Origin of the sequence: Streptomyces sp. NPDC090994 (genome assembly GCF_044768905.1) — a bacterium.
In the GTDB taxonomy this organism is placed as follows: domain Bacteria; phylum Actinomycetota; class Actinomycetes; order Streptomycetales; family Streptomycetaceae; genus Streptomyces.
Genome location: NZ_JBIVWS010000025.1, coordinates 1 through 22,841 on the forward strand (window position 1 = coordinate 1; position 22,841 = coordinate 22,841).

The 22,841-nt window shown below is 73.8% G+C and carries 21 protein-coding genes and 1 pseudogene; 9 read left to right on the forward strand and 13 right to left on the reverse strand.

Features of this window, described 5'->3' with window-relative positions; all coding sequences use genetic code 11:
* Positions 1–313: 313 nt before the first annotated feature.
* A complete protein-coding gene (soxR, locus tag ACIQR3_RS32655) occupies positions 314–790 on the reverse strand; it encodes a redox-sensitive transcriptional activator SoxR (RefSeq protein ID WP_403544413.1) in 477 nt (158 codons plus the stop codon).
* A 115-nt stretch (positions 791–905) separates the two neighbouring features.
* Here soxR and ACIQR3_RS32660 point away from each other — a divergent pair, with 115 nt between their 5' ends.
* Positions 906–1,367, forward strand: coding sequence for a MaoC family dehydratase (locus tag ACIQR3_RS32660; RefSeq protein ID WP_403544415.1), 462 nt, complete (start codon positions 906–908; stop codon positions 1,365–1,367).
* Between the two features lie 12 nt (positions 1,368–1,379).
* On the opposite strand, the gene ACIQR3_RS32665 is transcribed toward ACIQR3_RS32660, so the two are convergent.
* The 3 genes from ACIQR3_RS32665 to ACIQR3_RS32675 form a co-directional block, all read right to left on the reverse strand.
* Positions 1,380–2,027, reverse strand: a complete 648-nt coding sequence (locus ACIQR3_RS32665; protein WP_403544417.1) for a TetR/AcrR family transcriptional regulator — start codon at positions 2,025–2,027, stop codon at positions 1,380–1,382.
* 74 nt (positions 2,028–2,101) lie between these two features.
* A complete protein-coding gene (locus tag ACIQR3_RS32670; protein WP_403544418.1) occupies positions 2,102–2,389 on the reverse strand; it encodes a YiaA/YiaB family inner membrane protein in 288 nt (95 codons plus the stop codon).
* 61 nt (positions 2,390–2,450) lie between these two features.
* Positions 2,451–3,602 carry an acyl-CoA dehydrogenase family protein gene (locus tag ACIQR3_RS32675; RefSeq protein WP_403544420.1) on the reverse strand — a complete coding sequence of 384 codons (1,152 nt, stop codon included), beginning with the start codon at positions 3,600–3,602 and terminating at the stop codon, positions 2,451–2,453.
* Positions 3,603–3,676: 74 nt separating this feature from the next.
* On the opposite strand from ACIQR3_RS32675, the gene ACIQR3_RS32680 reads away from it, so the two are divergent.
* From ACIQR3_RS32680 to ACIQR3_RS32690, 3 genes are all read left to right on the forward strand, one after another.
* A complete protein-coding gene (locus ACIQR3_RS32680) occupies positions 3,677–4,318 on the forward strand; it encodes a TetR/AcrR family transcriptional regulator (protein WP_403544422.1) in 642 nt (213 codons plus the stop codon).
* Between the two features lie 102 nt (positions 4,319–4,420).
* Positions 4,421–5,134: an ArsR/SmtB family transcription factor gene (locus ACIQR3_RS32685; RefSeq protein ID WP_403544424.1), complete on the forward strand. Its 714-nt coding sequence runs from the start codon at positions 4,421–4,423 to the stop codon at positions 5,132–5,134.
* A gap of 79 nt (positions 5,135–5,213) precedes the next feature.
* Positions 5,214–6,125, forward strand: a complete 912-nt coding sequence (locus ACIQR3_RS32690; protein ID WP_403544426.1) for a DMT family transporter — start codon at positions 5,214–5,216, stop codon at positions 6,123–6,125.
* A gap of 99 nt (positions 6,126–6,224) precedes the next feature.
* Here ACIQR3_RS32690 and ACIQR3_RS32695 read toward each other — a convergent pair whose 3' ends face one another.
* The 7 genes from ACIQR3_RS32695 to ACIQR3_RS32725 form a co-directional block, all read right to left on the reverse strand.
* Positions 6,225–7,310: a Zn-dependent alcohol dehydrogenase gene (locus ACIQR3_RS32695; protein WP_403544428.1), complete on the reverse strand. Its 1,086-nt coding sequence runs from the start codon at positions 7,308–7,310 to the stop codon at positions 6,225–6,227.
* 80 nt (positions 7,311–7,390) lie between these two features.
* Entirely contained in the window at positions 7,391–8,779 is a 1,389-nt protein-coding gene (locus ACIQR3_RS32700) for an aldehyde dehydrogenase family protein (protein ID WP_403544429.1), read from the reverse strand.
* Between the two features lie 129 nt (positions 8,780–8,908).
* On the reverse strand, positions 8,909–9,427 hold the full coding sequence (locus ACIQR3_RS32705; RefSeq protein WP_403544430.1) for a DUF3574 domain-containing protein: 519 nt from the start codon (positions 9,425–9,427) through the stop codon (positions 8,909–8,911).
* A 21-nt stretch (positions 9,428–9,448) separates the two neighbouring features.
* A complete protein-coding gene (locus tag ACIQR3_RS32710; protein ID WP_403544432.1) occupies positions 9,449–10,705 on the reverse strand; it encodes an MFS transporter in 1,257 nt (418 codons plus the stop codon).
* 133 nt (positions 10,706–10,838) lie between these two features.
* On the reverse strand, positions 10,839–12,230 hold the full coding sequence (locus ACIQR3_RS32715) for a CitMHS family transporter (RefSeq protein WP_403544434.1): 1,392 nt from the start codon (positions 12,228–12,230) through the stop codon (positions 10,839–10,841).
* A gap of 123 nt (positions 12,231–12,353) precedes the next feature.
* Positions 12,354–14,717 (reverse strand): molybdopterin oxidoreductase family protein, encoded by a 2,364-nt coding sequence (locus ACIQR3_RS32720; protein ID WP_403544435.1) that lies wholly within the window; start codon positions 14,715–14,717, stop codon positions 12,354–12,356.
* A gap of 203 nt (positions 14,718–14,920) precedes the next feature.
* Positions 14,921–15,538, reverse strand: a complete 618-nt coding sequence (locus ACIQR3_RS32725; protein WP_403544437.1) for a TetR/AcrR family transcriptional regulator — start codon at positions 15,536–15,538, stop codon at positions 14,921–14,923.
* Positions 15,539–15,814: 276 nt separating this feature from the next.
* Between ACIQR3_RS32725 and hmgA the strand changes: the two genes are divergently transcribed.
* The 3 genes from hmgA to ACIQR3_RS32740 are packed head-to-tail and all read left to right on the forward strand — an operon-like array spanning position 15,815 to position 19,132.
* Positions 15,815–17,134: a homogentisate 1,2-dioxygenase gene (gene hmgA / locus ACIQR3_RS32730; RefSeq protein WP_403544439.1), complete on the forward strand. Its 1,320-nt coding sequence runs from the start codon at positions 15,815–15,817 to the stop codon at positions 17,132–17,134.
* A gap of 41 nt (positions 17,135–17,175) precedes the next feature.
* The gene (locus tag ACIQR3_RS32735) at positions 17,176–17,946 is read left to right on the forward strand and encodes a GntR family transcriptional regulator (protein ID WP_403544548.1); all 771 of its coding nucleotides are present in this window, start codon (positions 17,176–17,178) and stop codon (positions 17,944–17,946) included.
* Positions 17,947–17,968: 22 nt separating this feature from the next.
* Positions 17,969–19,132, forward strand: a complete 1,164-nt coding sequence (locus ACIQR3_RS32740) for a type ISP restriction/modification enzyme (protein WP_403544441.1) — start codon at positions 17,969–17,971, stop codon at positions 19,130–19,132.
* Between the two features lie 13 nt (positions 19,133–19,145).
* Here ACIQR3_RS32740 and ACIQR3_RS32745 read toward each other — a convergent pair whose 3' ends face one another.
* The gene (locus tag ACIQR3_RS32745; protein ID WP_403544443.1) at positions 19,146–19,850 is read right to left on the reverse strand and encodes a TetR/AcrR family transcriptional regulator; all 705 of its coding nucleotides are present in this window, start codon (positions 19,848–19,850) and stop codon (positions 19,146–19,148) included.
* A 61-nt stretch (positions 19,851–19,911) separates the two neighbouring features.
* Here ACIQR3_RS32745 and ACIQR3_RS32750 point away from each other — a divergent pair.
* Positions 19,912–20,235 (forward strand): annotated as a pseudogene (locus tag ACIQR3_RS32750) (ABC transporter permease); the annotation flags it as partial.
* Between the two features lie 206 nt (positions 20,236–20,441).
* On the opposite strand, the gene ACIQR3_RS32755 reads toward ACIQR3_RS32750, so the two are convergent.
* Entirely contained in the window at positions 20,442–20,711 is a 270-nt protein-coding gene (locus ACIQR3_RS32755) for a hypothetical protein (RefSeq protein ID WP_403544445.1), read from the reverse strand.
* 492 nt (positions 20,712–21,203) lie between these two features.
* Here ACIQR3_RS32755 and ACIQR3_RS32760 point away from each other — a divergent pair, with 492 nt between their 5' ends.
* Entirely contained in the window at positions 21,204–22,829 is a 1,626-nt protein-coding gene (locus tag ACIQR3_RS32760) for a serine/threonine-protein kinase (RefSeq protein WP_403544447.1), read from the forward strand.
* The last annotated feature ends 12 nt before the right edge of the window (positions 22,830–22,841 follow it).

Below are 22,841 nucleotides of genomic sequence, written 5' to 3' on the forward strand. Positions count from 1 at the left end.
TCCTCCACACCTACAACCACCACCGCTGCCACACCGCACTGGACGGACACCCGCCCATCAGCCGCGTCAACAACGCTGCGGGTCAATACACCTAGGGCCTGTCGTTCGGATCAGGACGCAGGACAGCGGCGGGACTTGTCCATGCCGGTGAGCGGGGTCTGGTGCGTGCAGCTGCAAGGCGGAGGAGGGAGTCGACGCGATGGGGGTCCCCCCGCGCGAGCGCAGCCGAGCATGGGGGAGTCGGCGAGTGACGACAACGCCGCAGATGCGCGCACCAGACCCCGCGTCTGCGGCGTGATCCGAACGACAGGCCTTAGGCCCCGCGCCGGCCGCCGCCCCGTTCCACCATCAGGCGGGACCCGGCCCGGCTCTCGCCGAAGACGTCGTCCGGGTTGGACAGCACGCAGGTGTCTAGGGACAGGCACCCGCAGCCGATGCAGTCGGTGAGGTGGTCCCGCAGCCGGTTGAGCTGCTTGATGCGCTCGTCCAGTTCGGAGCGCCAGGCCTCGGAGAGACGGGCCCAGTCGTCCCTCGTGGGCGTGCGCTCCTCGGGCAGTTCGGCGAGCGCCTCACGGATCGTGGCGAGCGGGATGCCGACCCGCTGGGCGGCCCGGATGAAGGCGACCCGGCGCAGGGCGTCCCGGCTGTAGCGGCGCTGGTTGCCCGCGGTGCGGCGGCTGCTGATCAGGCCCTTGGACTCGTAGAAGTGGAGGGCGGAGACGGCGGCGCCGCTGCGCGCGGCGACCTGGCCGACCGTGAGTTCGTGGATCTTCTCTGGAATCTGGGGCACCCCTCGAAGACTACCCATCCCGCACTCCGCCCGGTCCGTTGACAGGGGCCGCGCAGCCGACCATGCTAAGCAGTTGCTTAGCAGAGACGACACGGCACACGCGGGAGGCCGGGACATGGCAGAGCCGAGGATCTTCACCTCCGCCGACGAACTGAAGGCGGCGGTGGGCGAGCGACTGGGGTACACCGACTGGCTGGAGATCGACCAGAAGCGGATCGACCTGTTCGCGGAGGCGACCGGCGACCACCAGTGGATCCACGTCGATCCGGAGAGGGCCGCCGCCGGGCCGTTCGGCACCACGATCGCGCACGGCTATCTGACACTGTCGCTGCTGCCCCTGTTCGGACCGCAGCTCCTCGCCGTCGAGGGCGTGAAGATGGGGGTCAACTACGGCACCAACAAGGTCCGTTTCCCCTCCCCCGTACCGGTCGGCTCCCGGCTGCGCGCCACCGCGGCCATCACGAACGCCGAGGACGTCACCGGCGGCGTCCAGGTCACCGTCGCCTTCACCGTGGAGCGCGAGGGCGGGGACAAGCCGGTGTGCGCCGCGGAGTCGGTCTCGCGGTACTACTTCTGATACGTCACGCCGCTACTGGTCCCGACCGGCGGCCGGGGTCTTCGCGCCCACCATCCGCAGCACGAGGTCGGCGTAGAGCGCGCCGACCTCGTCGGGCGTCCGGGTGCCGTTGACGTTGAACCAGCGGGCCACGTCGATGCAGAGCGAGAGCACGGCCAGCGTGGTCCCCTTGAGGTCGAGCACCTCGAACTCGCCGGTGGCCACGCCGTCCTCGATGATGCCGCGCACCTCGGCGTCGCACTGGCGGCGCAGCGCGACGATCTCCGCGCGGGCGTCCGGACCGAGCGCGTCCAGTTCGTACTGGACCACCCGCGCGGTGGTGCGCCGGCCCGCGTGCCAGCGGACGAAGGAACTGACGGCGTCGGCGAGCCGCTCGGTGGCGCCGCCCTCGCCCCGGGCCGCCGTGCGCAGGATGTCCAGCGCCCGGGCGTGGCCGATCCGGCTGATGCGGTGGAGCAGTTCTTCCTTGGTCTTGTAGTGGATGTACAGCGCGGCCGGGCTCATGCCCGCCCGCCCCGCGATGTCCCGGGTGGTCGTGGCGTGGTAGCCGCGCTCGGCGAAGGCCTCCACGGCGGCGACCAGCAGCCGCCGGGCCGCGTCAGGGGTGACCTCGCTCCAGGGCTCGGTGTCGCCGCCCCTGGTCTCCTCCGCCGTACTCATCGCCTTCTCGCCCCTCTCGGTGACAGGAGGACCACCATACCGCCGAAGCTGAGCGGGCGCTTAGATCGGCCGGCTCACAGCTTCTGGAAGGGGTCGTGCGCGGCGAGCAGCTGCTCCACCCGTGCCTGGTCGACGCGGCTGACGATCTGCCCGGCCTCCTGCCGGTCGCGGATGATCTTCGCCAGGGTGAAGGACGAGGTGACGAGGTACAGGACGGCGATCCCGAGGAAGGCGCGCACCCAGGCGTCGGCGTCCAGGTTGAAGATGCCGATGGCGGTCGCGGCCATGGCGACCGCGAAGGACGCGACGGCCTGCCCGTAGAAGGCGGCCGTGCTCTGCTGCTTGACCGGTGTGTCACTCATGGGGACAAGCGTCGGCGGACGTGGCCGCGACCACATCCGCCCGCCTACTCAGACCTCGTACTCAGAACGCCGACACGCCCGTCAGCGCCCGCCCGATGACCAGTTTCTGGATCTGGCTGGTGCCCTCGTAGAGGGTCATCACGCGGGCGTCGCGCAGCAGCTTGCCGGCCGGGTACTCGTCGATGTAGCCGTAGCCGCCGAAGACCTGGAGGGCGTTGTTGGCGGCGCGGACGGCGGCCTCGGAGGCGAACAGCTTGGCCTTGGAGGACTCGACGGCGAAGGGCTGCCCGCGGTCGATCAGGTCGGCGACCCGCCAGGTCAGCAGGCGGGCAGCGTCCACGTCGACGGCGATGTCGCTGATCAGTTCCTGGACGAGCTGGTGGCCGGCGATGGGCTTGCCGAACTGCTCGCGCTCCCCGGCGTACTTCACGGCCGCGTCCAGCGCGGCCTGGGCTATGCCGACGCAGCCGGCCGCGACCGACATCCGGCCCTTGGCCAGCGCCGACATGGCGACCGAGAATCCCTTGCCCTCGGGGGCCAGCATCGCGGACGCGGGCACGCGGACGTCCTCCAGGACCAGTTCGGCGGTGGCCTGGCCGCGCAGGCCGAGCTTGCCGTGGAGGGTGCGGCGGGTCAGGCCAGGAGTGTCGGTGGGGACCAGGAAGGCGGAGACGCCCTTGTGGCCGGGGGCGTCCGTGGAGCGGGCGAAGAGCAGCACGACGTCGGCCCAGGTGCCGTTGGTGATGAACATCTTGGTGCCGTTGATCACGTAGTCGTCGCCGTCGCGGACGGCCCGCGTGGAGAGGTTGCCCGCGTCCGATCCCGTGCCGGGCTCGGTCAGGCCGAAGCAGCCGACGTACTCGCCGGAGGTCAGGCCCGGCAGCCAGCGGCGCTTCTGCTCCTCGTCGCCCCAGGCCGCGATGGTCTTGGCGACCAGGCCGAGGGAGACCGACACGATGCCGCGCACGGAGGAGTCCCCGCGGCCCAGCTCCTCCGTGACCAGGCAGTACGCGAGGTGGTCGCCGCCCGAGCCGCCGTACTCCTCGTCGATGGTCAGCCCGAGGAAGCCGACCTCGCCGAGCTTCTTGACCACGGCCCGGTCCACGTCCTCGGCGCGGTCCCAGGCGACGACGTGCGGGGTGATCTCGCGGTCGACGAAGTCCCGGGCCAGCTGCCGGACGGCACTCTGTTCCTCGCCGAGCTCCAGGTTCATGCCGCGCCACCTCACAGACGAACGAACATTAATTAGCACTGCTAGTTTCTTGTCGCAGCCCTACTATGTGCGCCATGGCCCGACCGCGCAAGCCCCTGCTCAGCACCGAACGGATCGTCACGGCGGCCCGTGCGCTGGTGGACGCGGAGGGCCTCGCGGCCGTCTCCACCCGCCGGCTCGCCGCCGAACTGGGCGTCAGCGGGCCCTCGCTCTACAACCACTTCCGCACCAAGGACGAGATCCTGGAGGCGGTCGCCGACTCGGTGAGCGGACAGGTCGACCTGTCGATGTTCGAGGACGGCCGGCCCTGGCGGACCGCCCTGCACGACTGGGCCGTCTCCTACCGGGCCGCGCTGCGCGACCACCCCAACATCGTCCCGGTCCTCGCCCACGGCCCCGGCCACCGCCCGGCCGCGCTGCGCCTGGCGGACGCCGTCTACGGCGCGATGGTCGAGGCCGGCTGGCCCCCGGCACAGGCCACCTCGATCGGCGCGCTGATGCGGTACTTCGTGATGGGCTCCGCGCTGGGTTCCTTCGCCGCCGGCTTCCCCGCCGAGCCCGGCGCCTACGACCCCGCCGACTACCCCCACCTCCAGCAGGCCCACCGGCTCGCCGACCAGCAGGAGAAGATCGACGAGCGGGCCTTCGAGACGGGGCTCGCGGCTCTGCTGGACGGACTGGCCCTCCAGTACGAGCAGGTCGCACAGGACGGCTGAGAGCGCACAGGACGGCCGAGAGCGCTCAGGACGACTGAGAGCGCACAGGACGGCCGAGAGGCTGCGGCGCCCGCCGAAGTGTCCGTGCCGCATGCTGGTGCCATGACCTTCAAGGACCCCGGTGCGGCCGGGCTGGCGCGGCTGGCCGGGCTGATCGCCGACGAGACGCGGGCCGCGTGTCTGCTGGCGCTGCTCGACGGGCGGGCGTGGACCGCCGGTGAGCTGGCCCGGCACGCCGGGGTCGCGCCGTCCACGGTCAGCGAGCACCTGGGCAAGCTGGTCGCGGGCGGTCTGCTGACCGAGGAGCGGCAGGGGCGGCACCGGTACGTACGGCTGGCCGACGACCGGGTGGCGCAGCTCGTGGAGGACCTGACCGCGCAGGTGGCGCCCGAGGCCGTGGCGCGGCGTCCGCGTTCACTGGCCGCGGCGGGCGCCGGGTCGGCGATGGCCCGGGGGCGCACCTGTTACGACCACCTCGCCGGGCGGCTCGGGATCGCGGTGACCGACGCGCTGACCGCCCGGGGGCTGCTGCGGCAGGACACCGGGTTCGCGCTCACGGACGCGGGTCTCGCCTGGTTCGACGCGACCGGCATCGGGCTCGCCCGCACCGGGCGCCGGCCGCTGGCCCGGGCCTGCCTCGACTGGACCGAACGCCGCCCCCATCTCGCCGGTGTCGCGGGCGCCGCGCTGTGCCGGCACGCCCTCGACGCGGGCTGGTGCGTGCGCATCGGCAGCGGGCGGGCGGTGAAGGTGACGGCGGCGGGGGCGCGGGCGCTGTCGGAACTGCTGGGCGTGCCGGCGGACGCCTTGCGCTGAGCGCCGATGCCCGTCTTGGGCGACCGCCGGTTTCCACCGCACCGCCCTCCTTCCCAGCGTCCTTCCCACCCTCTGGAGCATGATGTCCCCCTCCCGGTCGGCGGCCGGTGCCGCCGCGGTCACCGTCGTCCTGTGGGCCTCCGCCTTCGTCTCCATCCGCAGTGCCGGCGACGCCTACTCGCCGGGCGCGCTGGCGCTCGGCCGTCTGCTGTCCGGAGCCCTGGTGCTGGGGCTGATCTGCCTGGTACGGCGGGAGGGGCTCCCGCCCCGGCCGGCCTGGCGGGGCATCGCGCTGTCAGGCGTGCTGTGGTTCGGCTTCTACATGGTCGCCCTCAACTGGGGCGAACAGCAGGTGGACGCCGGTACGGCCGCCCTGGTCGTCAATGTCGGACCGATCCTCATCGCGCTGCTCGGCGCGCGGCTGCTCGGGGACGCCGTGCCGCCGAGGCTGCTGGCCGGGATGGCGGTGTCGTTCGCCGGGGCGGTGACCGTGGGGCTGTCGATGTCGGGCGAGGGCTCCGCCTCGGTGCTCGGGGTGGTGCTGTGCCTGCTGGCCGCCGTGGCGTACGCGGGCGGGGTCGTCGCCCAGAAGCCGGCTCTGGGCCGGGCGAGCGCGCTCCAGGTGACGACGTGGGGGTGCCTGGTCGGGGCGGTGGTCTGTCTGCCGTTCGCGGGGCAGTTGGCCCACGAGGCGGCCGACGCGCCCCTGTCCGCGACCCTCAACATGGTCTACCTGGGCGTCTTCCCGACCGCGCTGGCGTTCACCACGTGGGCGTACGCGCTGGCCCGCACGACCGCCGGCCGGATGGGCGCGACCACCTACGCGGTTCCCGCGCTGGTCGTCCTGCTGTCGTGGCTGGCGCTGGACGAGGTGCCGGGTCCGCTCACCCTGGTGGGCGGGGCGCTGTGTCTGGCGGGTGTGGGGGTGTCGCGGTCCCGGGCGCGGGCCCGGGCCGCCGCCGTCGGAGGCGATGGCTCGGCCGCGGCGTGAACTCCGACGACTCGCCCCGGAGCCGTTCCACCTCCCCCAGCCTCATACCGTAGAAGATGCCCACCACCAGCCGAGATCACCCAACGTAACGAAGCACTACTAGAAGACCACCAGCGCCCGTCCGCCCTTGCCCGCCAGCATGTTGTCGAAGGCGGCCGGGATGCCGTCCAGGGCGATGCGTTCGGTCACCAGGGCGCCGAGGTCCAGGCGGCCGGCGCGGACGTGTCCGGCGAGGACCGGGAGGTCGCGGGCCGGGTCGCTGTTGCCGTAGACGCAGCCGGTCAGGGTGCGGCCCCAGTGGAAGATCTCCAGAGCGTTGAAGGTGACCTGCTGGTCCTTGCCGCCGATGCCGACGACCGTGGTCCGTCCGCCGCGCCGGGTGGATTCCCAGGCGGTGCGGATGGTGACCGCGCGGCCCACGCACTCCACGGCCACGTCGACGCCCTGCTTGCCGGTGAGGGCGCGGATCTCGCGGGCGGTGGTGTCGGAGGCGAGGACGTAGTCGGTGGCACCGGCGGCGCGGGCCAGCTCCTCCTTCTCCGGGGACACGTCCACGGCGACGATCTTCGAGGCGCCCGCGATCCGGGCCGACTGGAGGGTGGCGAGGCCCACTCCCCCGACGCCGAAGACGGCGACCGTCTCGCCCTCCCGGACCTTCGCCGAGTGGTGGACGGCGCCGTAGCCGGTGAGGACGGCGCAGCCGAGCAGGGCGGCGTCGGTGAGCGGGACGCCGTCGGGGGCGGGCAGGACGCAGGACGCGTCGACGACCGTCTCCTCGGCGAACGCGGCGACGTTCAGCCCGGGGTGCAGTGCGGTGCCGTCGTCGGCGCGGTGGGCGTGCGTGTGCGCGGCGCCGGACAAGGCGTTCGCGCACAGCCAGACCTCGCCGAGCGAGCAGGCGTGGCAGGTGCCGCAGGACGGCGCCCAGTTGAGGACGACGGCGTCGCCGGGGGCGAGGCGCTCCACACCCTCACCGACACTGACGACCGTACCGGCGCCCTCGTGGCCGAGGACGGCGGGCAGCGGCACCCGCATGGTGCCGTTGGACAGGGACAGGTCGGAGTGGCAGACGCCGGCGGCGGTGAGCCGGATCCGGACCTGACCGGGGCCCGGGTCGGGCAGTTCTATCCCGGTGATCTCCAGCGGAGAACCGACGGCGGGTACTACGGCGGCACGGACAGCCATGACGGGCGGACTCCCCTGGGGCTCGGAACGAACTCGGAGAAACGGGTGCGATGCAGGCTCAGGACGGGCTCAGAGCGGGCTCAGAACTGGAGGGACTTGGTCTGGAGGTACTCGGCCAGGCCGTGCCGGCCAAGTTCGCGGCCCACACCGGACTGCTTGTAACCGCCGAACGGGGCCAGCGGGTTGAACCGGCCGCCGTTGATGTCGACCTGCCCGGTCTCCATCCTGCGGGCGAAGGCGACCGCTTCCGCCTCGTCCCCGGCCCAGACGGCGCCGGCCAGCCCGTAGACCGTGCCGTTGGCGATCCGCAGGGCGTCGTCCTCGTCCTCGTACTTCAAGAGGCACAGGACCGGGCCGAAGATCTCCTCCTGGGCGATGGTCATGTCCTCGGTGACGTCGGCGAAGACGGTGGGCCGGACGTAGTAGCCGCGCTCGCGCGGGTCGTCGGGGCCGCCCGCAACCAGCCGGGCGCCCTCGGCGACGCCCTTCTCGATGTAGCCGCGCACCCGCCGGCGCTGCCCGTCGTTGACGACCGGCCCGATGCGCTCGCCGTACTTGGCGGCGGCGGCCGAGGCCAGCTCGACGGCCTCGTCGTACTGGTCGCGGTGGACCAGCATCCGGGTCCAGGCGCTGCACGTCTGACCGGAGTTGGACATGACGTTGGCGACGCCGACGTTGACCGCCCTGGCCAGGTCGGCGGTGGGCAGGATGACGTTGGCGGACTTGCCGCCGAGTTCGAGGGCGACTCGCTTGACGGCGGCACCGGCCGTCGCGCCGATCCGGCGGCCGACGGCGGTGGAGCCGGTGAAGGAGACCAGGTCGACGCCGGGGTGCTCGGCGAGGGCCTGGCCGGCGACCGGGCCGAGCCCGGTGACCAGGTTGAACACGCCCGCCGGGACCCCGGCCTCGTGCACCGCCTCCGCGAAGAGCTGGGCGACCAGCGGGGTGTCCTCGGCGGGCTTGAGCACGACGGTGCAGCCCGCCGCGAGCGCCGGGGCGACCTTGGCGACGATCTGGTGCAGCGGGTAGTTCCAGGGGGTGATGGCACCCACGACGCCCACCGGCTCCTGGTAGACCGTGGAGTTGCCGACCTTCTCCTCGAAGGCGTACGTCGTCGCCAGCTCGGCGTAGGAGCCGGCCACGGCGATCGGGGTGCCCGCGTGCACGGCCTGGGAGAACTTCAGCGGGGAGCCCAGCTCCGCGGTGACCGTCTCGGCGATCTCGTCCTTGCGGGCCACCAGGACGTCCCTGAGCGCGGCCAGCCGGGCGCCGCGCTCGGCCGGCGGGGTGGCGGCCCAGCCCGGGAGGGCGGCGCGGGCGGCCCGCACGGCGCTGTCGACGTCCTGCGCGTCCCCGGCCGGGACCCGGCCGATCACCTGCTCGTCGGCCGGGTTCACGACGGCGATCGTGTCCCGGCTCGCGGCGGGTCGCCAGGCGCCGTCGATGTACATGCCGTCTTGTGCCTTCATCGCGTTCGCGTTCCTTCCGGCCGGGCGGTCTCCGTCGTCCGGACCCCAAACTAGCGCCGTTAGTTTTCTGGCACCAGGGTCCGCCCGAATGGCACGGCTCACCTTGCCCGCGAACGGGGGACCGACGGCTCAGAAGTCGGCGCTGCCCCGCAGATCGACGCGGCCCACGGACTCCTGGCCGAAGGCCTTCTCGTACGCCCGGCGGATCTCCTCGATCCTGCGGTCGCTCGGGCCCGCCTCGGCGACCGGGTACAGCAGGATCAGCTCGTACGACCGCTCTTTCCCGATGGTTCCGGTCGCGTCCCGCCACTGCCCGTGTCCGCTCTGCACGGTCAGCCCGTCGGGGAAGTCGGGGGTGACCTCGTCGTCGACGAAGTCCATGAACTGCCGCTCGGTGACGGCGGGTCCGCCGTCGGGCCGCTCGGTGCCGAAGAAGAGCTGGGTCTCCACGTACGGGGTTCCGCGGCCCGGTACCGAGGAGGCCGCGGCGGAGGTGTCCTCGCCGTCCAGGGCGGCGTAGGCCGCGGGCGCGGCGACGGCCAGCAGGAGCCCGGCCGTGGCGAGGGCCGTCCGGCCCCGGAGGGGGGACCCAGTACGAGTACGGGTACGAGTACGGGGGCGGGGGCGGGGGAAGTCCGTGAGGCGCATGGCCCCTTTTCCTACCGGGTCTCACTCCTCCTGGCCCGGCAGCCGCGCCGGGCTGGACGCACTCGCCTCGCCGGCCGGGCCGGCGGAGCGTGGCGGGGGCGCGGCGGCCGGGCGGGGGGCGCGCAGGGCCACGCCCGAGGAGAGCAGGAGCAGGGCGCCGAGCATGACGAAGGGGGCGGCCACGCCCGCGACCCCGGCGATCAGGCCGGCCGCGGCGGGGGCGGCGACCTGGCCGAGGCGGTTGCCGGTCAGGCGCAGGGCGAGGGCGGTGGAACGGGCCTCGGCGGGGGCCGCCTGGACGACGGTCGTCATGGACAGCGGCTGGCCGACGCCCAGGCAGAAGCCGAGGACGACAAGGAGCAGCCCCAGCGCCCAGACCGGCAGGGGCAGTGCGACGCCCGCGCAGAGCAGGGCGGCGAGCAGGCAGGTGACGGTGAGCAGCGCGGTGCGGCCCAGCAGCCGCAGCAGCGGCGTCAGCACCAGCCGGCAGGCGATGGTGGCCGCCGCGCGCAGACTGAGCAGGACGCCGATCACCGAGGGGGCGATGCCCCGGTGTTCGCCGACCACCGGCAGATAGGCGGTGAGGATGTCGGTCGCGGACAGCACGGACAGGCTGATGAGCATGCCCGCGGGCACGCCCCGCGCGCGCAGGATGCGGCCCACGGGGACGCGCGCGCCCGGTACCGCGGCGGACTTCACGGCCGTACGGTGCTCTATGCGCCACAGCGACGTCAGCGCGACCGCGCCGCCCGCGCCCGCCGCCACCAGAGCCACCGCGCTGCTGTGCGCCATGTCGGAACCGCCGATGACCGCGCCGGCCGCGATCGGGCCGACGAGCTGGCCCAGCGAGGCGCCGATGGTGAAGTGGCCGAAGTTGCGGTCCTGTTCGTGCGGCGCGGACTGGCGGGCCACCAGCGACTGCGCCCCGATCACGAAGCACAGGTGCCCCAGGCCCATGACGCCGCTCCACAGCGCCATCGCCCACAGGGAGCCGGCGGCGCCGCTGAGCGCGCAGCCGCCGGAGATCAGGACGACCCCGACGGGCAGCAGCGGGGCGCAACGGCCGTGGTCGGTGCGGCGGCCCAGCGGCACGGCGGCGAACAGCGGCAGCAGCGCGTAGACGCCCGCGATCACACCGACCGCCCGCTCGTCCGCGCCCAGCGCCAGCGCCCGGTACGAGACGGCGGGCCGGGCCATCGACACCGCTCCCTGCGCGAACGAGAAGGCGATGACGAGGCGGAGCAGCCAGCCTCGGTTCCCACCGGGCCTCGGCCTCATGAGCGAATCCTCCACTGTGCGGGTTCGGACGACCGGGTCGGACGACCCAGTTCCGACGGCCTGGTTCCGACGGCCTGGTTCCGACGGCCTGGTTCCGACGGCCTGGTTCGGACGACCGAATCAAACGACCGGATCAGACGATGCCGAACAGGATGCCCGCCGCGAGGACGGCCAGGCAGGTGAGAGCCGCCCACTTCACGACGAACCGGGTGTGGTCACCGAACTCCACCTTCGCCATGCCGACGAGCACGTACACCGCGGGGACGAGCGGGCTGGACATGTGCAGCGGCTGGCCGACGATCGAGGCGCGGGCGATCTCCAGGGTGGACACGCCGTGGGCCTGGCCGGCCTCGGCGAGGACCGGCAGGACACCGAAGTAGAAGCCGTCGTTGGACATGAAGTAGGTGAGCGGCAGGCTCAGCAGGCCGGTGACCAGGGCCATGTGGGGGCCCATGCCCTCGGGGATGGCGTTCACCAGCCAGTCGGCCATGTGGTCGACCATGCCGGTGCCGGTGAGGACGCCGGTGAAGACGGCGGCGGCGAAGACCATGCCGGAGACGTTGAGGACGTTGTCGGCGTGGGCGGCGATACGGGCCTTCTGGTCGGGCATGTGGGGGAAGTTGACGGTGAGCGCGAGCGCGGCGCCGAGCAGGAACAGCACCGGGATCGGCAGCAGCTCCATGATCATGGCGGTGAGCAGGGTGACGGTGAGCAGCGCGTTGAACCAGTACAGCTTGGGGCGCAGGGTGGGGCGGTGGGGGTCCAGGCCCTGGAAGTCGTCGGTGTCGGCCGTGCCGCCGGCCGCCGGGCGGGGTTCCGTACCGCCGCCGCCCGCACCCGCCCCGACCAGCACGGTCTCCTTCTCCTTCTCCTTCTCCGTCTCCTCCACCAGCACCTCGTCGAGGGTGAGGGTGCCGACCCGCTTGCGCTCGCGCAGGCCGAGGACGTAGGAGAGGACCAGGACGAACAGCAGGCCGACGGCGAGGGCCGGGATCATCGGGACGAAGATGTCGGTGGCGTCCACCTTGAGCGCGGTGGCGGCGCGGGCGGTGGGGCCGCCCCAGGGCAGCGTGTTCATCACGCCGTTGGCCATCGCGGCGACGCCGGTCATCACCACCAGGCTCATCTTCAGCCGCTTGTACAGCGGGTACATGGCCGAGACCGTGATCATGAAGGTGGTCGAGCCGTCGCCGTCCAGGGAGACGATCGCGGCGAGCAGGGCGGTGCCGACGACGATCCGCATCGGGTCGGCCTTGCAGAACCTCAGGATCGCCCGGACGATCGGGTCGAAGAGCCCGACGTCGATCATCACGCCGAAGTAGACGATCGCGAACATGAGCATCGCCGCCGTGGGGGCGAGGCTGGAGACGCCGTCGATGACGTAGTCACCGAGGTGGGCGCCCTTACCGACGATGACGCAGAACAGCGCGGGGATCAGCACGAGCGCCGCGATCGGCGACATCTTCTTCATCATGATCAGGACCAGGAAGGTCGCGATCATGGCGAAGCCGAGGATGGTCAGCATGAGTGAGTACCTAACGTTCGCCTTTGAACATCCCACCTGGGACCGGCGGTGCGATGACGTTAGGTGCCGTCGGACGGCGTTAACAAGATGTTGACACGCGAGCAATAAGCGCAAAACTCCAGGTCACGGCGTGGGGGTGAGGGTGACGGGGACGCCGTTGAGCACGGCGTTGCCGGACAGCGGGTCGAGCAGGCTGCCGTCGAGGAGCTGGTTGACGTTGACGCCGGGGTCGGTGGCGGCGTGGCTCAGGCGGGTGCCGGGGCGGTCGTGGCCCCAGCCGTGCGGCAGGCTCACCACGCCGGGCCGCACGCTGTCGGTGACCTCGGCGGGGACGGTCACCTCTCCCCCGGCGCCCTTGACCCGCACCGCCGCGCCGTCCCGTACGCCGAGCCGTGCGGCGTCCTCGGGGTGGAGGTGCAGGGTGCAGCGGTTGGAACCGCCGGTCAGGGCGGGGATGTTGTGCATCCAGCTGTTGTTGGACCGCAGGTGGCGGCGGCCGACCAGGACGAGTCCGGCGGGACGGTCGGCCAGGGCCCGCCGCAGCCGGGGCAGGTCGGCGGCGATCGGGCCGGGCAGCAGCTCGACCTTGCCGCTGCGGGTCTTCAGCGGCTGCGGCAGGCGTGGGCGCAGGGGGCCCAGGTCGATGCCGTGCGGGTGGGCGAGCAGCTTGTCCAGGGTCAGCCCGTCGGGCCGGGCGCCGAAGCCGTCGCCGTAGGGGCCCAGGCGCAGCATGAGGTCGAGGCGGCGCTCGGGGCCGTCGGCGCCGGTGAGCAGCGCGGTCAGCTCACCGGGGTCCCGGCCGTGGACCGGCGAGTGCGGTTCGCGGACCGCGCGCCGGAGGGTCTGGCCGATCACCGTGTCGTCCACGGCGGCCGGATCGGTGCCGCCCGGGCCGGTGGCGGTGGCGGTGGCGGTGCCGGTGCCGGTGACGGTGACGGCGAGGATCAGCCGGGCCATGATCTCGGTCTCGGCCATGCGGCCGGGCTCCAGGGGGACGGCGGGGCGGGTGTAGCGGACCTGATTGCGGACGGCGAGGGTGTTGAAGGCGAAGTCGTGGTGGGGGCTCTGCGCGGGCGGGGGCGGGGGCAGGACGACGTGGGCGTGTCGGGAGGTCTCGTTGAGGTAGGGGTCGACGCTGACCATGAAGTCGAGGGAGGCCAGGGCCTTGTCGAGGCGGTCGCCGTCGGGGGCGGAGAGGACGGGGTTGGCGGCTACGGCCACGAGGGCGCGGAGCGGGTGGGCTTCGGCGCCGGCGGGAGCGGCGGCGGTGCCCGCCCCGGCGACGGGGGTGCCGCTCCCGGCAGCGGCGGTGCCTGCCCCGGCAGCGGGGACGCCGCCCCCGGCGACGCCCGTGTCGATCTCCTCGGCGAGTGCCGCGAGCGGCAGTTCCCCCTTGGCCTCCGGGTGTCCGCTCACCCGGGAGCGCCAGCGGCCGAGCGCGAAGCCGCGGCCCGGTCCGGCGGGGCGCGGGGTCTTGTCGGTGGCGGCCTGCGGGAAGAGCGCGCCGCCGGGCCGGTCGAGGTTGCCGGTGAGGACGTTGAGGACGTCGACGAGCCAGCTGGCGAGGGTGCCGTGGGCGACGGTGCAGCTGCCGATGCGGGCGTAGACGGCGGCGGTGGGGGCGGCGGCGAGTTCGCGGGCGAGGGAACGGGTCGTCGCGGCGTCCACGTCGCAGGCCGGGGCGACGGACTCGGGGGTGAAGTCCCGTAGCGCTGCGCGGAGTTCGTCGACGCCCTCGACATGGGCGGCGAGGGCGCCGAGGTCCGTCAGCCCTTCCTCGAACAGCACGTGGGCGACGGCCGCCAGCAGCAGCGCGTCGGTGCCGGGGCGGATCGCGACGTGCCGGTCGGCGAGCTTGGCGGTGCGGGTGCGGCGCGGGTCGATGACGGTGAGGGTGCCGCCGCGGGCCCGCAGCGCCTTGAGGCGGCCCGGGAAGTCGGGGGCGGTGCACAGACTGCCGTTGGACTCCACGGGGTTGGCGCCGATGAGGAGGAGGTGGTCGGTGCGGTCGAGGTCGGGCACGGGGATGGCGTTCGCGTCGCCGAAGAGCAGGCCGCTGGAGACGTGCTTGGGCATCTGGTCGAGCGTGGAGGCGGTGAACACGGCACGGGTGCCGAGGGCGCCGATCAGGACGGGCGGGTAGAGGGCGCCGGCCACGGTGTGCACGTTGGGGTTGCCGAGGACGACGCCGACGGCCCCCGGCCCGTACCGCTCGACCAGGGGCCGGATGCCGTCGGCGACCGCCGCGAACGCCTCCTCCCAGCTCGCCTCGCGCAGCTCACCGCCGCGCCGCACCAGGGGCACCCGGAGACGGTCCGGGTCGGCGTCGAGAGCGCCGAAGGAGGCGCCCTTGGGACAGATGAACCCACGGCTGAAGACATCGTCGCGGTCACCGCGGGCGGCGGTGACGCGGGAGCCCTCGACGGTCAGGGTCAGGCCGCAGGTGGCCTCGCACAAGGGGCAGATACGCAGGGCGGTGCGGGTCACGGGTCCTCCCGGGAGGCGACGGCGGTGGCGCGCGGGCGGGGCATGAGCATGAGCACGGGCGCCGGCAGGGCATGGGACCGAGGCCGAGCATACCGACCGGTAGGCATGCCGGGGAGGGGTGGCGGGGAAACCTGGCCGACGGGCCGTCCGGCGCGTTCCCGCCCCGGGACGGGACGCTTGCGCCGTGGTGACCTCCGTCGGGATCAGTCGAGCACGCGCGCCAGATACGCCCGCAGCAGTTCCCGCGCCTCGTCGATGATCTTCCCGTCGCCGTCCGGCGCGACCCGGAAGGCGAGCTGGACCAGGGTGTCGGCGGTCTCCACGGCGACGAGGAAGACCCGGCGCAGATCGTCGTCGGGGCGGCGGTCGAGGGAGCCGGCGAGCAGCTCGGTGAGGCGGTCGGCGACGCGGTGGTTGGGCGCGGCCTGGCGGTCGCCGACCGGTATCTGGTTGCCGAAGTCGACCAGACAGAAGCCGGGCGCGGTCCGCTTCATCGCCAGGTACTCGTCGAGGACCGTGTCCAGCGCCGTGCGCCAGCCGCCGTCGCCGGCCCGCTCCAGGCGCTCGGTCACGCGCTGCGTGAAGCGCTCCAGGTTGCGCTGGGCCAGCGCGTCCGCCATCTGCCGCTTGTTGCCGAAGAAGCGGTACACCGAGCCGATGGGGACGCCGGCCCGCTGGGCGACGGCGCGGGTGGTCAGCTCCTCGTAGCCGACCTCGTCGAGGAGGTCGGCGCAGGCGTCGAGGATGCGGGTCAGCCGTTCGGCACTGCGCCGCTGGACGGGGGCACGGCGGAGCGAGGTCGCATGGGGCACGCCGTTCATGATGCCTGCTCGCCCCGGTCCGGTGAACCGGGGTCCGCCGTACCGCGCCGGCCGCTCCGGCCGCTTCGGGAAGCGGGGGCGAGCCCCGCGGGGACGAGGAGAACGCGCGCCCGGCCGGCCGGGCCCTCCCGGAGGACGGCACCCGACCAGCCGCGTCAGCATCCCCTCGCAGGACGGGTCCCGGACCACCCCGAGGACCTCTTGCGCACCGGCGGCCCCGAATCCTACGGTTCCCCAGAGGAATCGGCTCGCGACGGGATCTGCGAGGGAGCGATCATGAGCGCGGACGCACGGAAGACCGCCGCCGGCCCGGCCCACCTGACCGGCTTCGGCAACGAGCACAGCTCCGAGGCCGTGCCGGGCGCCCTGCCGGAGGGCCGCAACTCGCCGCAGCGGGCCCCGCTCGGCCTGTACGCGGAGCAGCTGAGCGGCACGGCGTTCACCGAGCCGAGGGCGCACAACCGGCGCTCGTGGCTGTACCGCATCCGCCCGTCGGCCGCGCACCCGGCGTTCACCCGGGCGGACAACGGCGCGCTGCGCACCGCGCCGTTCACCGAGTCCGTCCCCGATCCCAACCGGCTGCGCTGGGACCCGCTCCCCGCGCCGCCCGCCGGCACGGACTTCCTGGCGGGCCTGTGGACCCTCGGTGGCAACGGCGACGCGACGCAGCGCACCGGCATGGCCGTGCACCTCTACCACGCCACCGCCGGCATGGACCGGGTGTTCAGCGACGCCGACGGCGAACTGCTGATCGTCCCGGAGCGCGGCGGCCTGCTGCTGCGCACGGAGTTCGGGGTGCTGGCCGCCGAGCCGGGGCACATCGCGCTGGTCCCGCGCGGGGTGCGGTTCCGCGTGGAGCTGCTGGACGCCACCGCCCGCGGCTACGTCTGCGAGAACTACGGCGCCCCCTTCCGCCTCCCCGACCTCGGCCCGATCGGCGCCAACGGGCTGGCGAACCCGAGGGACTTCCACGCCCCGGTGGCGGCGTACGAGGATGTCGAGGGCCCGGCGGAGGTGGTCAGCAAGTACTGCGGCAACCTCTGGACGGCGGTCTACGACCACTCCCCGCTCGACGTCGTCGCCTGGCACGGCAACCTGGTCCCGTACGTCTACGACCTGCGCCGCTTCAACGCCCTCGGGTCGATCACCTACGACCACCCCGACCCGTCGGTCTTCACCGTGCTCACCTCCCCGTCCGACACCCCCGGCCTCGCGGGCGTCGACTTCGTCGCCTTCGTGCCGCGCTGGCTGGTGGGCGAGGACACCTTCCGGCCGCCGTACTTCCACCGCAACGTGATGAGCGAGTACATGGGGCTGATCGAGGGCGCCTACGACGCCAAGGCCGCCGGTGAGGGGGGCTTCGTGCCGGGCGGCGGCTCGCTGCACCCCATGATGTCGGCGCACGGCCCGGACCGGGAGACGTTCGACCGGGCGAGCGCGGCCGAGCTGCGCCCGCAGAAGCTCGACGACGGGCTGGCGTTCATGTTCGAGACGCGGTGGCCGGTGACGCTGACGCCCGCCGCGGCCGGGGCGCCCCATCTCCAACAGGGGTACGACGACGTATGGCGGGGGCTGGAGCGACACTTCCGTCCATGACGTCCACGTCCACGCCGTCCGGGTCCACGCCGACCGGGTCCATGCCGACCGGGTCCACGCCGTCCACGGCCTTCGCCCCGGACTCCCTCGTCCTCAACCGCAAGCTGCCGCTGTGGTACCAGGTGTCGCAGTCGCTGCGGGCCTCCATACTCGGCCGCGCCCCGCACGACCCGCTGCGCCTGCCCACCGAGGAACGGCTCGCCGGGCACTACGGCGTCAGCGTGCTCACCATGCGGCAGGCGCTGAAGGAGCTGGAGGAGGAGGGACTGATCACCCGGCACCGCCGGCGCGGCACCTTCATCGAGCCGCACGCGGTACGGACCGCCCCGGTGCGGCTGCTGGGCTCGGTGGACGCGATCGTGGCCCAGCAGTCGGGGATGCGCGGGGAGTTGCTGGCGCACGGAACCGGTCCGGTGCCCGCCGGGTTCGCCGACTGCTTCCCGGACCTGGCCGAGGTGGCGACGTACCACCGGCTGCGCCGCGACGCGGAGACCGGCGAGCCGACCAACCACGCGCGCAACTGGGTCCGTCCGGAACTCGCCGCCCGTGTCGACCCGGACGACCTCGCCCGGCTGCCGATGACGAAGGTGCTGCGGGACGTGGTGGGCGTGGCGATCGGCCGGATCACGGACACGGTGGAGGCGCGGCTCGCGGACCCCGAGACGGCCCGGCTCCTCGACGTCCCGCTGCTCAGCCCGATCCTGCACTACACGGGCGTCACCCGGGACCCGGCGGGGCGGGTCCTGGACGTGGCGGTCATCCACTACCGGGGCGACCGTTTCTCGTTTAGCGTCACCCTGGACGCCACCTGAGCCGGACGGCGGCCGTCGTACGATGCCCAGCGTGAGGCACGACGACGCTCCGCCGCTGGCGGACCTCATGCCGTGGTCCGTCGCACCGCCCCGGCTCGGCCGGGGCTGGCCGACGGCGCCCGACGCGGCGTCCCTGAAAGCCCGTTGGGACGCCCTGATGAAGGCCGACGGGCCGGACCGCGCGACCCTGTTCGAGCCGACGCGGGCCCGCTCGCCGCGTACCGCGGTCGCGCAGCTGCCGGGGGTCGCGGCGGGCACGGAGCGGCTGGAGCGGGCCTCGGGGCCGTGCCCGGAGCCGGTACGGGTGCTGCGCGCGCCGTTCGACGAACAGTGGCTGATCCCCGACCACCGGCTGATCGACGCGGCCCGCCCCGAGCTGTGGCGGGTGGCGGACGCGCACCAGGTCTTCGTCGTCGAGCCGCCCGGCACGCCCCACGCTCCGGGCGCGCTGCTGGCCACCTCGCTGCTCCCGCTGTTCGGTCCCGGCCGGGTCCGCCCGCTCTACCGCCGCCCCGGCGGCACGGAACCGAACCTGGCCCCGGGCCTGCTGGACCACCTCACGGCCCGGCTGGGCATCCGGCCCGCCCCGCTGGACGTGCTGGCCTGGGCGTTGACGGCGGTGCGCGCGGACGGGGCGGTTCCACTCACCTCGGACCCCGGCCTCTGGGAGCACGGTGTCCGGCTGGGCCGCCGCGCGCTGTGGCTGCTGCGGCGCGACGGCGAGCGCCCCAAGCTGCCCGGCGGTCGCCGCCCGTACGTCCGCGCCCCGCTGCCGCCGCGCCCGTCGGCCCCGCGCTACGACCGGGGCGAGGAGGCCCTGTACCTCGACGAGGGCCGGATCTCGCCGGTGCCGCCGGAGGCCTGGGACTTCGAGGCGGGCGGGGTACGGGTGCTGGAGCAGTGGTGCGCGGCGCGCACCGCCGAGGGCGAGCCGGGCACGCTGTCCGCGATCCGGCCGGCCGGCTGGCCGCAGACCTGGACGTCGGAGCTGCTGGAGCTGATCACCGTACTGGCCCTGCTGGCCGAAGTCCGCGCCGAGCGGGCCGGGTTCACGGTGACCGACCCGGTCACCGCGGGCGACCTGCGCGCGGCGGGTGTCCTCCCGGTCCCCCGCCCGGCCCGCGCGCCGGCCTCCGTGCTGGACGGCCGCGAGGAAGGCCCCGAGGGCCAGCTCGCCCTCCTGTGAGGCGCCGCGAGGGTCACCCGAATCCGTTCAGCACCCGCCGCAGCGCTTCCTCGAACACCGCCTCCAGGTCGATCGGCCCGGCGTCCTCGGTGAAGGCCGCCGCCAGCCGCGGGTAGGCGCCGCCGGCGATCTGGGAACCGAGGTAGGCGATCCGTACCCGCTGCTCCTCCTCGGGGGACCAGGGCAGGGAGCGGGCGCGCTCGGCGGTGGCCGGTTCGTTGCTGACGTAGGTCGTCACCACGCCGTTCACCAGCGCGATCAGCTGCATCTTGGTGCCGTAGGACTCCTCCAGCGGGTCCAGGCAGGCCAGGCAGTGCTCCAGGTAGCGCAGGGCGTTGGGGCTGAAGCCGTAGACCGGGGACATCAGGCGCGGCAGCCAGGGGTGGGCGTGCATCAGCGCCCGGGTGTCGCGCGCCACGCGGAACATGTCCGCCCGCCAGTCCCCCGTCGGCTCCCACCGCACGTGCTCCCCGCTGACGGCGTCCACCATCAGCTCGTGCAGGTCCTCCTTGCGGGGGACGTAGTTGTACAGCGACATGGTGCCGCAGCCCAGCTCGGCCGCGACGTGCCGCATGGAGACCGCGTCCAGCCCCCCGGCGTCCGCGAGCCGGACCGCGGCGGCCGCGATGTCGGCGCGGGTGTGGCCGGGCCTCGGTCCGCGGCCGGTGCGCTCGGGGCGCGCCCAGATCACTTCGGGTACGGCCACTCGGCCCGCCATCGGTCATCACCTCGGCCACCATCTTGGTTACGTACACCGTACGTAGTGCGGTACGTGCGTGTGGGCCGGGATCTTCCTGGGCCTGCTCACCCGGAACGAGGAGGCGGCCGGCCAGCTCGGCGGCGCGACCTTCCTGCTGCCGCTGCTGTCCAGCGCCTACATCCCGGCCGAGGGGCTGCCGGGCGGCCTGCGGACGGTCGCCGAGTGGAACCCGGTCAGCGCGGTGACGACGGCCCTGCGGGACCTGTTCGGCAACGCCCCCGTGCCCGGGGGCGCCGCCTGGCCGGTGGCGCACCCGGTCGCGGGGTCACTGGCGTGGTGCGCGGTGCTGCTGGCGGTCTTCGTGCCGCTCGCCGTACGCCGGTACGCGCGCGGCGCACGCTGAGCCCCTTGCCTCAGGCGGGAGGCAGGGGTCTTCGGGGCCGAGGTGGGCAACTGCTCGTGCCGGTGGACGGAGTCGGCCTCGGGGCGGCGCGGGGCGGGAACGGGAGGGCCCGCGCTCGGGAACACACCGGAGCGGCACCGTGTGCCGTGGGGATGGCGGACGACGGGTGTGCGACGCCGGGTGGTGTGACCGTTCGAGCGCGGGCTTCAGCTGCCGCCGAACAGCGAACGACGCAGTCGGCGCAGTGGCGCGAAGAGCGAGACCCGGCGGACCCGGGCACGCCTGGCGCTGTGCTCACGCGCGGGCTCCCGCGCGATCAGCTCCCGCATCAGCGAGGTCGCCTCGACCGTCTCACGCTGGGGCACGGCGGGACCGCCGAGCACCGCGAGATGGCGGTCCAGACGCGAACTGGTCGCGCTGCTCCCGCAGGTGATCGCAGGGACCCTGGCCCTGCTGCGCACTGTTATCTGTTCCATGTCACTCCCCACCCGTAACGAGTCCACCCGGCCCGGGCAGGCTAACCCTATCTCCCCCGCGGGGCTCTCGTGTATCGCGGTGGCAGGAGTCGCCTACCCCACAAGGGCGTTGCCGATTACTCTTCGAATCCGAGAGTTTCCAGGGCGAGTTGGACAATCGGGCGGCCGGTGTGCCGGGGGGAGCCCCCGCCGGGTCCTACGGTCACGCCCCGTGCTGACGCGGATCGGCCGAGGTCGCGGGCGCGGCGGGCGTGTCGCCGTCGGAGAGCCCCGGGGAGCGTGGTTGCGTGCCGGGGCGCACGAGCCCCGGCCGGTGCACGCGGTCGCCCGGCGGGACGTCCCGCCCGTCCGACGTCACGACCGCGCGCCCCTCGCCGGCCGGAAGGAGACGGGACGGCGGCGAAGAGCCGCCGACGGCACTTGACCGCGCCGCTTCTGGGCAGACATCACACGAGACGCGCGAGACCCGTACGAGACTCCTGGGGGGCGCCGGTGTTCGAGGAACCCGGCGGCGAGCGTGTGATCGCCGGCCGCTACCGTCTCCTGTCCCCGCTCGGCGAGGGCGGCATGGGGACCGTGTGGCGCGCCCGCGACGAGGTGCTGCGCCGCGAGGTCGCCGTCAAGGAGGTGCGCGCCCCGGCCGGTCTGCCGGCCGGTGACGTGGAGCGGATGTACACCCGGCTGGAGCGGGAGGCATGGGCCGCCGCGCGCGTCAGCCATCCCGACGTGGTCACCGTCTACGACGTGGCCACCGACGACGGCCGGCCCTGGATCGTGATGGAACTGGTCCGCGGCCTGTCCCTGGCCGATCTGCTGGAGGCCGAGGGACCGCTGACTCCCCGGCGGGCCGCGGGCGTCGGCGCCGAGGTGCTGGCCGCGCTGCGGGCCGCGCACGAGGCGGGGGTGCTGCACCGGGACGTGAAACCGGGCAACGTGCTGCTGGCGAACGACGGGCGGGTGGTGCTCACCGACTTCGGGATCGCCGTGGTCGAGGGCACCCCCGCGCTGACGATGACCGGGGAGGTCGTCGGCTCCCCGGAGTTCCTCGCCCCGGAGCGGGCGCTGGGCCGCACGCCGGGCCCGGAGTCCGACCTGTGGTCGCTGGGCGTGCTGCTGTACGCGGCGGTCGAGGGCTTCTCCCCGTTCCGGCGGGACACGCCGCTGAGCACCCTGCGCGCCATCGTGGACGAGGAGGTGCCGCCGCCGCGCCGGGCCGGGCCGCTGGCCCCCGTCGTCGAAGGGCTGCTGCGCAAGGACCCGGCCGAGCGGCTGCCCGCCGACCGGGCCGAGCGGGATCTGCGGACGGTCGCCGCGGGCGGCGTCCCGGGCACGGAGACGGTGCCGGTCGCCCCCACGTACACGCCGACCGTCGCGGCTTCCTCGGCGTTCGGACCGCCGCCGCCCGTCACCCGGGCCACACCGGCACCGGGCCCCGACGGCACGGCCACGACCGGCACCGCGCCCCGCCGCCGCGCGGCCGTCGCCCTGGCCGCCGGGCTCGCCGTGCTCGTACTGGCGCTGGCGGGACTGACGTACGTGCTGCTGGACCGGGACGACGACGGCGGCGGCGGGAAGGCGGGGACGTCCCAGGGGCCGGGCGGGGGGACACGGGCGAGTTCGCCGGAGGCGTCGGAGACCGGCGGGGCCGAACCGGCCCCGAGCACGGGAACCGGCGGCGAGGGGAACGGCGACGAAGGCGGTCCGGAGACCTCGCCGGCTCCGCCGCAGTCGGTCGAGGTCGGGGTGACGGGTTCGCGTACCGAGTACGCGGGGACCTGTCCGCCGCCCGAGGCGGAGGCGCCGGCGTTCACGGCGACGTTCCGGGTGGAGCGGCTGCCGGCGGAGGTCGTCTACCGCTGGGTGACGCCGGACGGCGCGCTGTCCGGGCACGGCTGGAAGACGCTGTCCTTCCCGGCGGGCGGCGACCGGGAGCGGCAGGACTCGGTGGTCGTGACGGCCTACGGCGGGAGCGGCACGGTCGAGAGCGAGATCGGCGTGGAGGTGCGGGAGCCGGTGGACGCCGCCTCGGACCCGGTGCCGTTCTCGGTGACGTGCGAGGGGGAGAGCCCGACGCACGGGACCTCCCCCTCGCCTTCCGCTTCCCCGTACCGTCCCTGACGGGACGGCGGG

Excerpts from the sequence above, each read along its gene's own strand:
- ACIQR3_RS32660 (WP_403544415.1), top strand. The coding sequence starts at position 906 with ATGGCAGAGCCGAGGATCTTCACCTCCGCCGACGAACTGAAGGCGGCG.
- ACIQR3_RS32665 (WP_403544417.1), bottom strand. The coding sequence starts at position 2,027 with ATGAGTACGGCGGAGGAGACCAGGGGCGGCGACACCGAGCCCTGGAGC.
- ACIQR3_RS32670 (WP_403544418.1), bottom strand. The coding sequence starts at position 2,389 with ATGAGTGACACACCGGTCAAGCAGCAGAGCACGGCCGCCTTCTACGGG.
- ACIQR3_RS32675 (WP_403544420.1), bottom strand. The coding sequence starts at position 3,602 with ATGAACCTGGAGCTCGGCGAGGAACAGAGTGCCGTCCGGCAGCTGGCC.
- ACIQR3_RS32680 (WP_403544422.1), top strand. The coding sequence starts at position 3,677 with ATGGCCCGACCGCGCAAGCCCCTGCTCAGCACCGAACGGATCGTCACG.
- ACIQR3_RS32685 (WP_403544424.1), top strand. The coding sequence starts at position 4,421 with ATGACCTTCAAGGACCCCGGTGCGGCCGGGCTGGCGCGGCTGGCCGGG.
- ACIQR3_RS32690 (WP_403544426.1), top strand. The coding sequence starts at position 5,214 with ATGATGTCCCCCTCCCGGTCGGCGGCCGGTGCCGCCGCGGTCACCGTC.
- ACIQR3_RS32695 (WP_403544428.1), bottom strand. The coding sequence starts at position 7,310 with ATGGCTGTCCGTGCCGCCGTAGTACCCGCCGTCGGTTCTCCGCTGGAG.
- ACIQR3_RS32700 (WP_403544429.1), bottom strand. The coding sequence starts at position 8,779 with ATGAAGGCACAAGACGGCATGTACATCGACGGCGCCTGGCGACCCGCC.
- ACIQR3_RS32705 (WP_403544430.1), bottom strand. The coding sequence starts at position 9,427 with ATGCGCCTCACGGACTTCCCCCGCCCCCGCCCCCGTACTCGTACCCGT.
- ACIQR3_RS32710 (WP_403544432.1), bottom strand. The coding sequence starts at position 10,705 with ATGAGGCCGAGGCCCGGTGGGAACCGAGGCTGGCTGCTCCGCCTCGTC.
- ACIQR3_RS32715 (WP_403544434.1), bottom strand. The coding sequence starts at position 12,230 with ATGCTGACCATCCTCGGCTTCGCCATGATCGCGACCTTCCTGGTCCTG.
- ACIQR3_RS32725 (WP_403544437.1), bottom strand. The coding sequence starts at position 15,538 with ATGAACGGCGTGCCCCATGCGACCTCGCTCCGCCGTGCCCCCGTCCAG.
- hmgA (WP_403544439.1), top strand. The coding sequence starts at position 15,815 with ATGAGCGCGGACGCACGGAAGACCGCCGCCGGCCCGGCCCACCTGACC.
- ACIQR3_RS32735 (WP_403544548.1), top strand. The coding sequence starts at position 17,176 with ATGCCGACCGGGTCCACGCCGTCCACGGCCTTCGCCCCGGACTCCCTC.
- ACIQR3_RS32740 (WP_403544441.1), top strand. The coding sequence starts at position 17,969 with ATGCCCAGCGTGAGGCACGACGACGCTCCGCCGCTGGCGGACCTCATG.
- ACIQR3_RS32745 (WP_403544443.1), bottom strand. The coding sequence starts at position 19,850 with ATGGCGGGCCGAGTGGCCGTACCCGAAGTGATCTGGGCGCGCCCCGAG.
- ACIQR3_RS32755 (WP_403544445.1), bottom strand. The coding sequence starts at position 20,711 with ATGGAACAGATAACAGTGCGCAGCAGGGCCAGGGTCCCTGCGATCACC.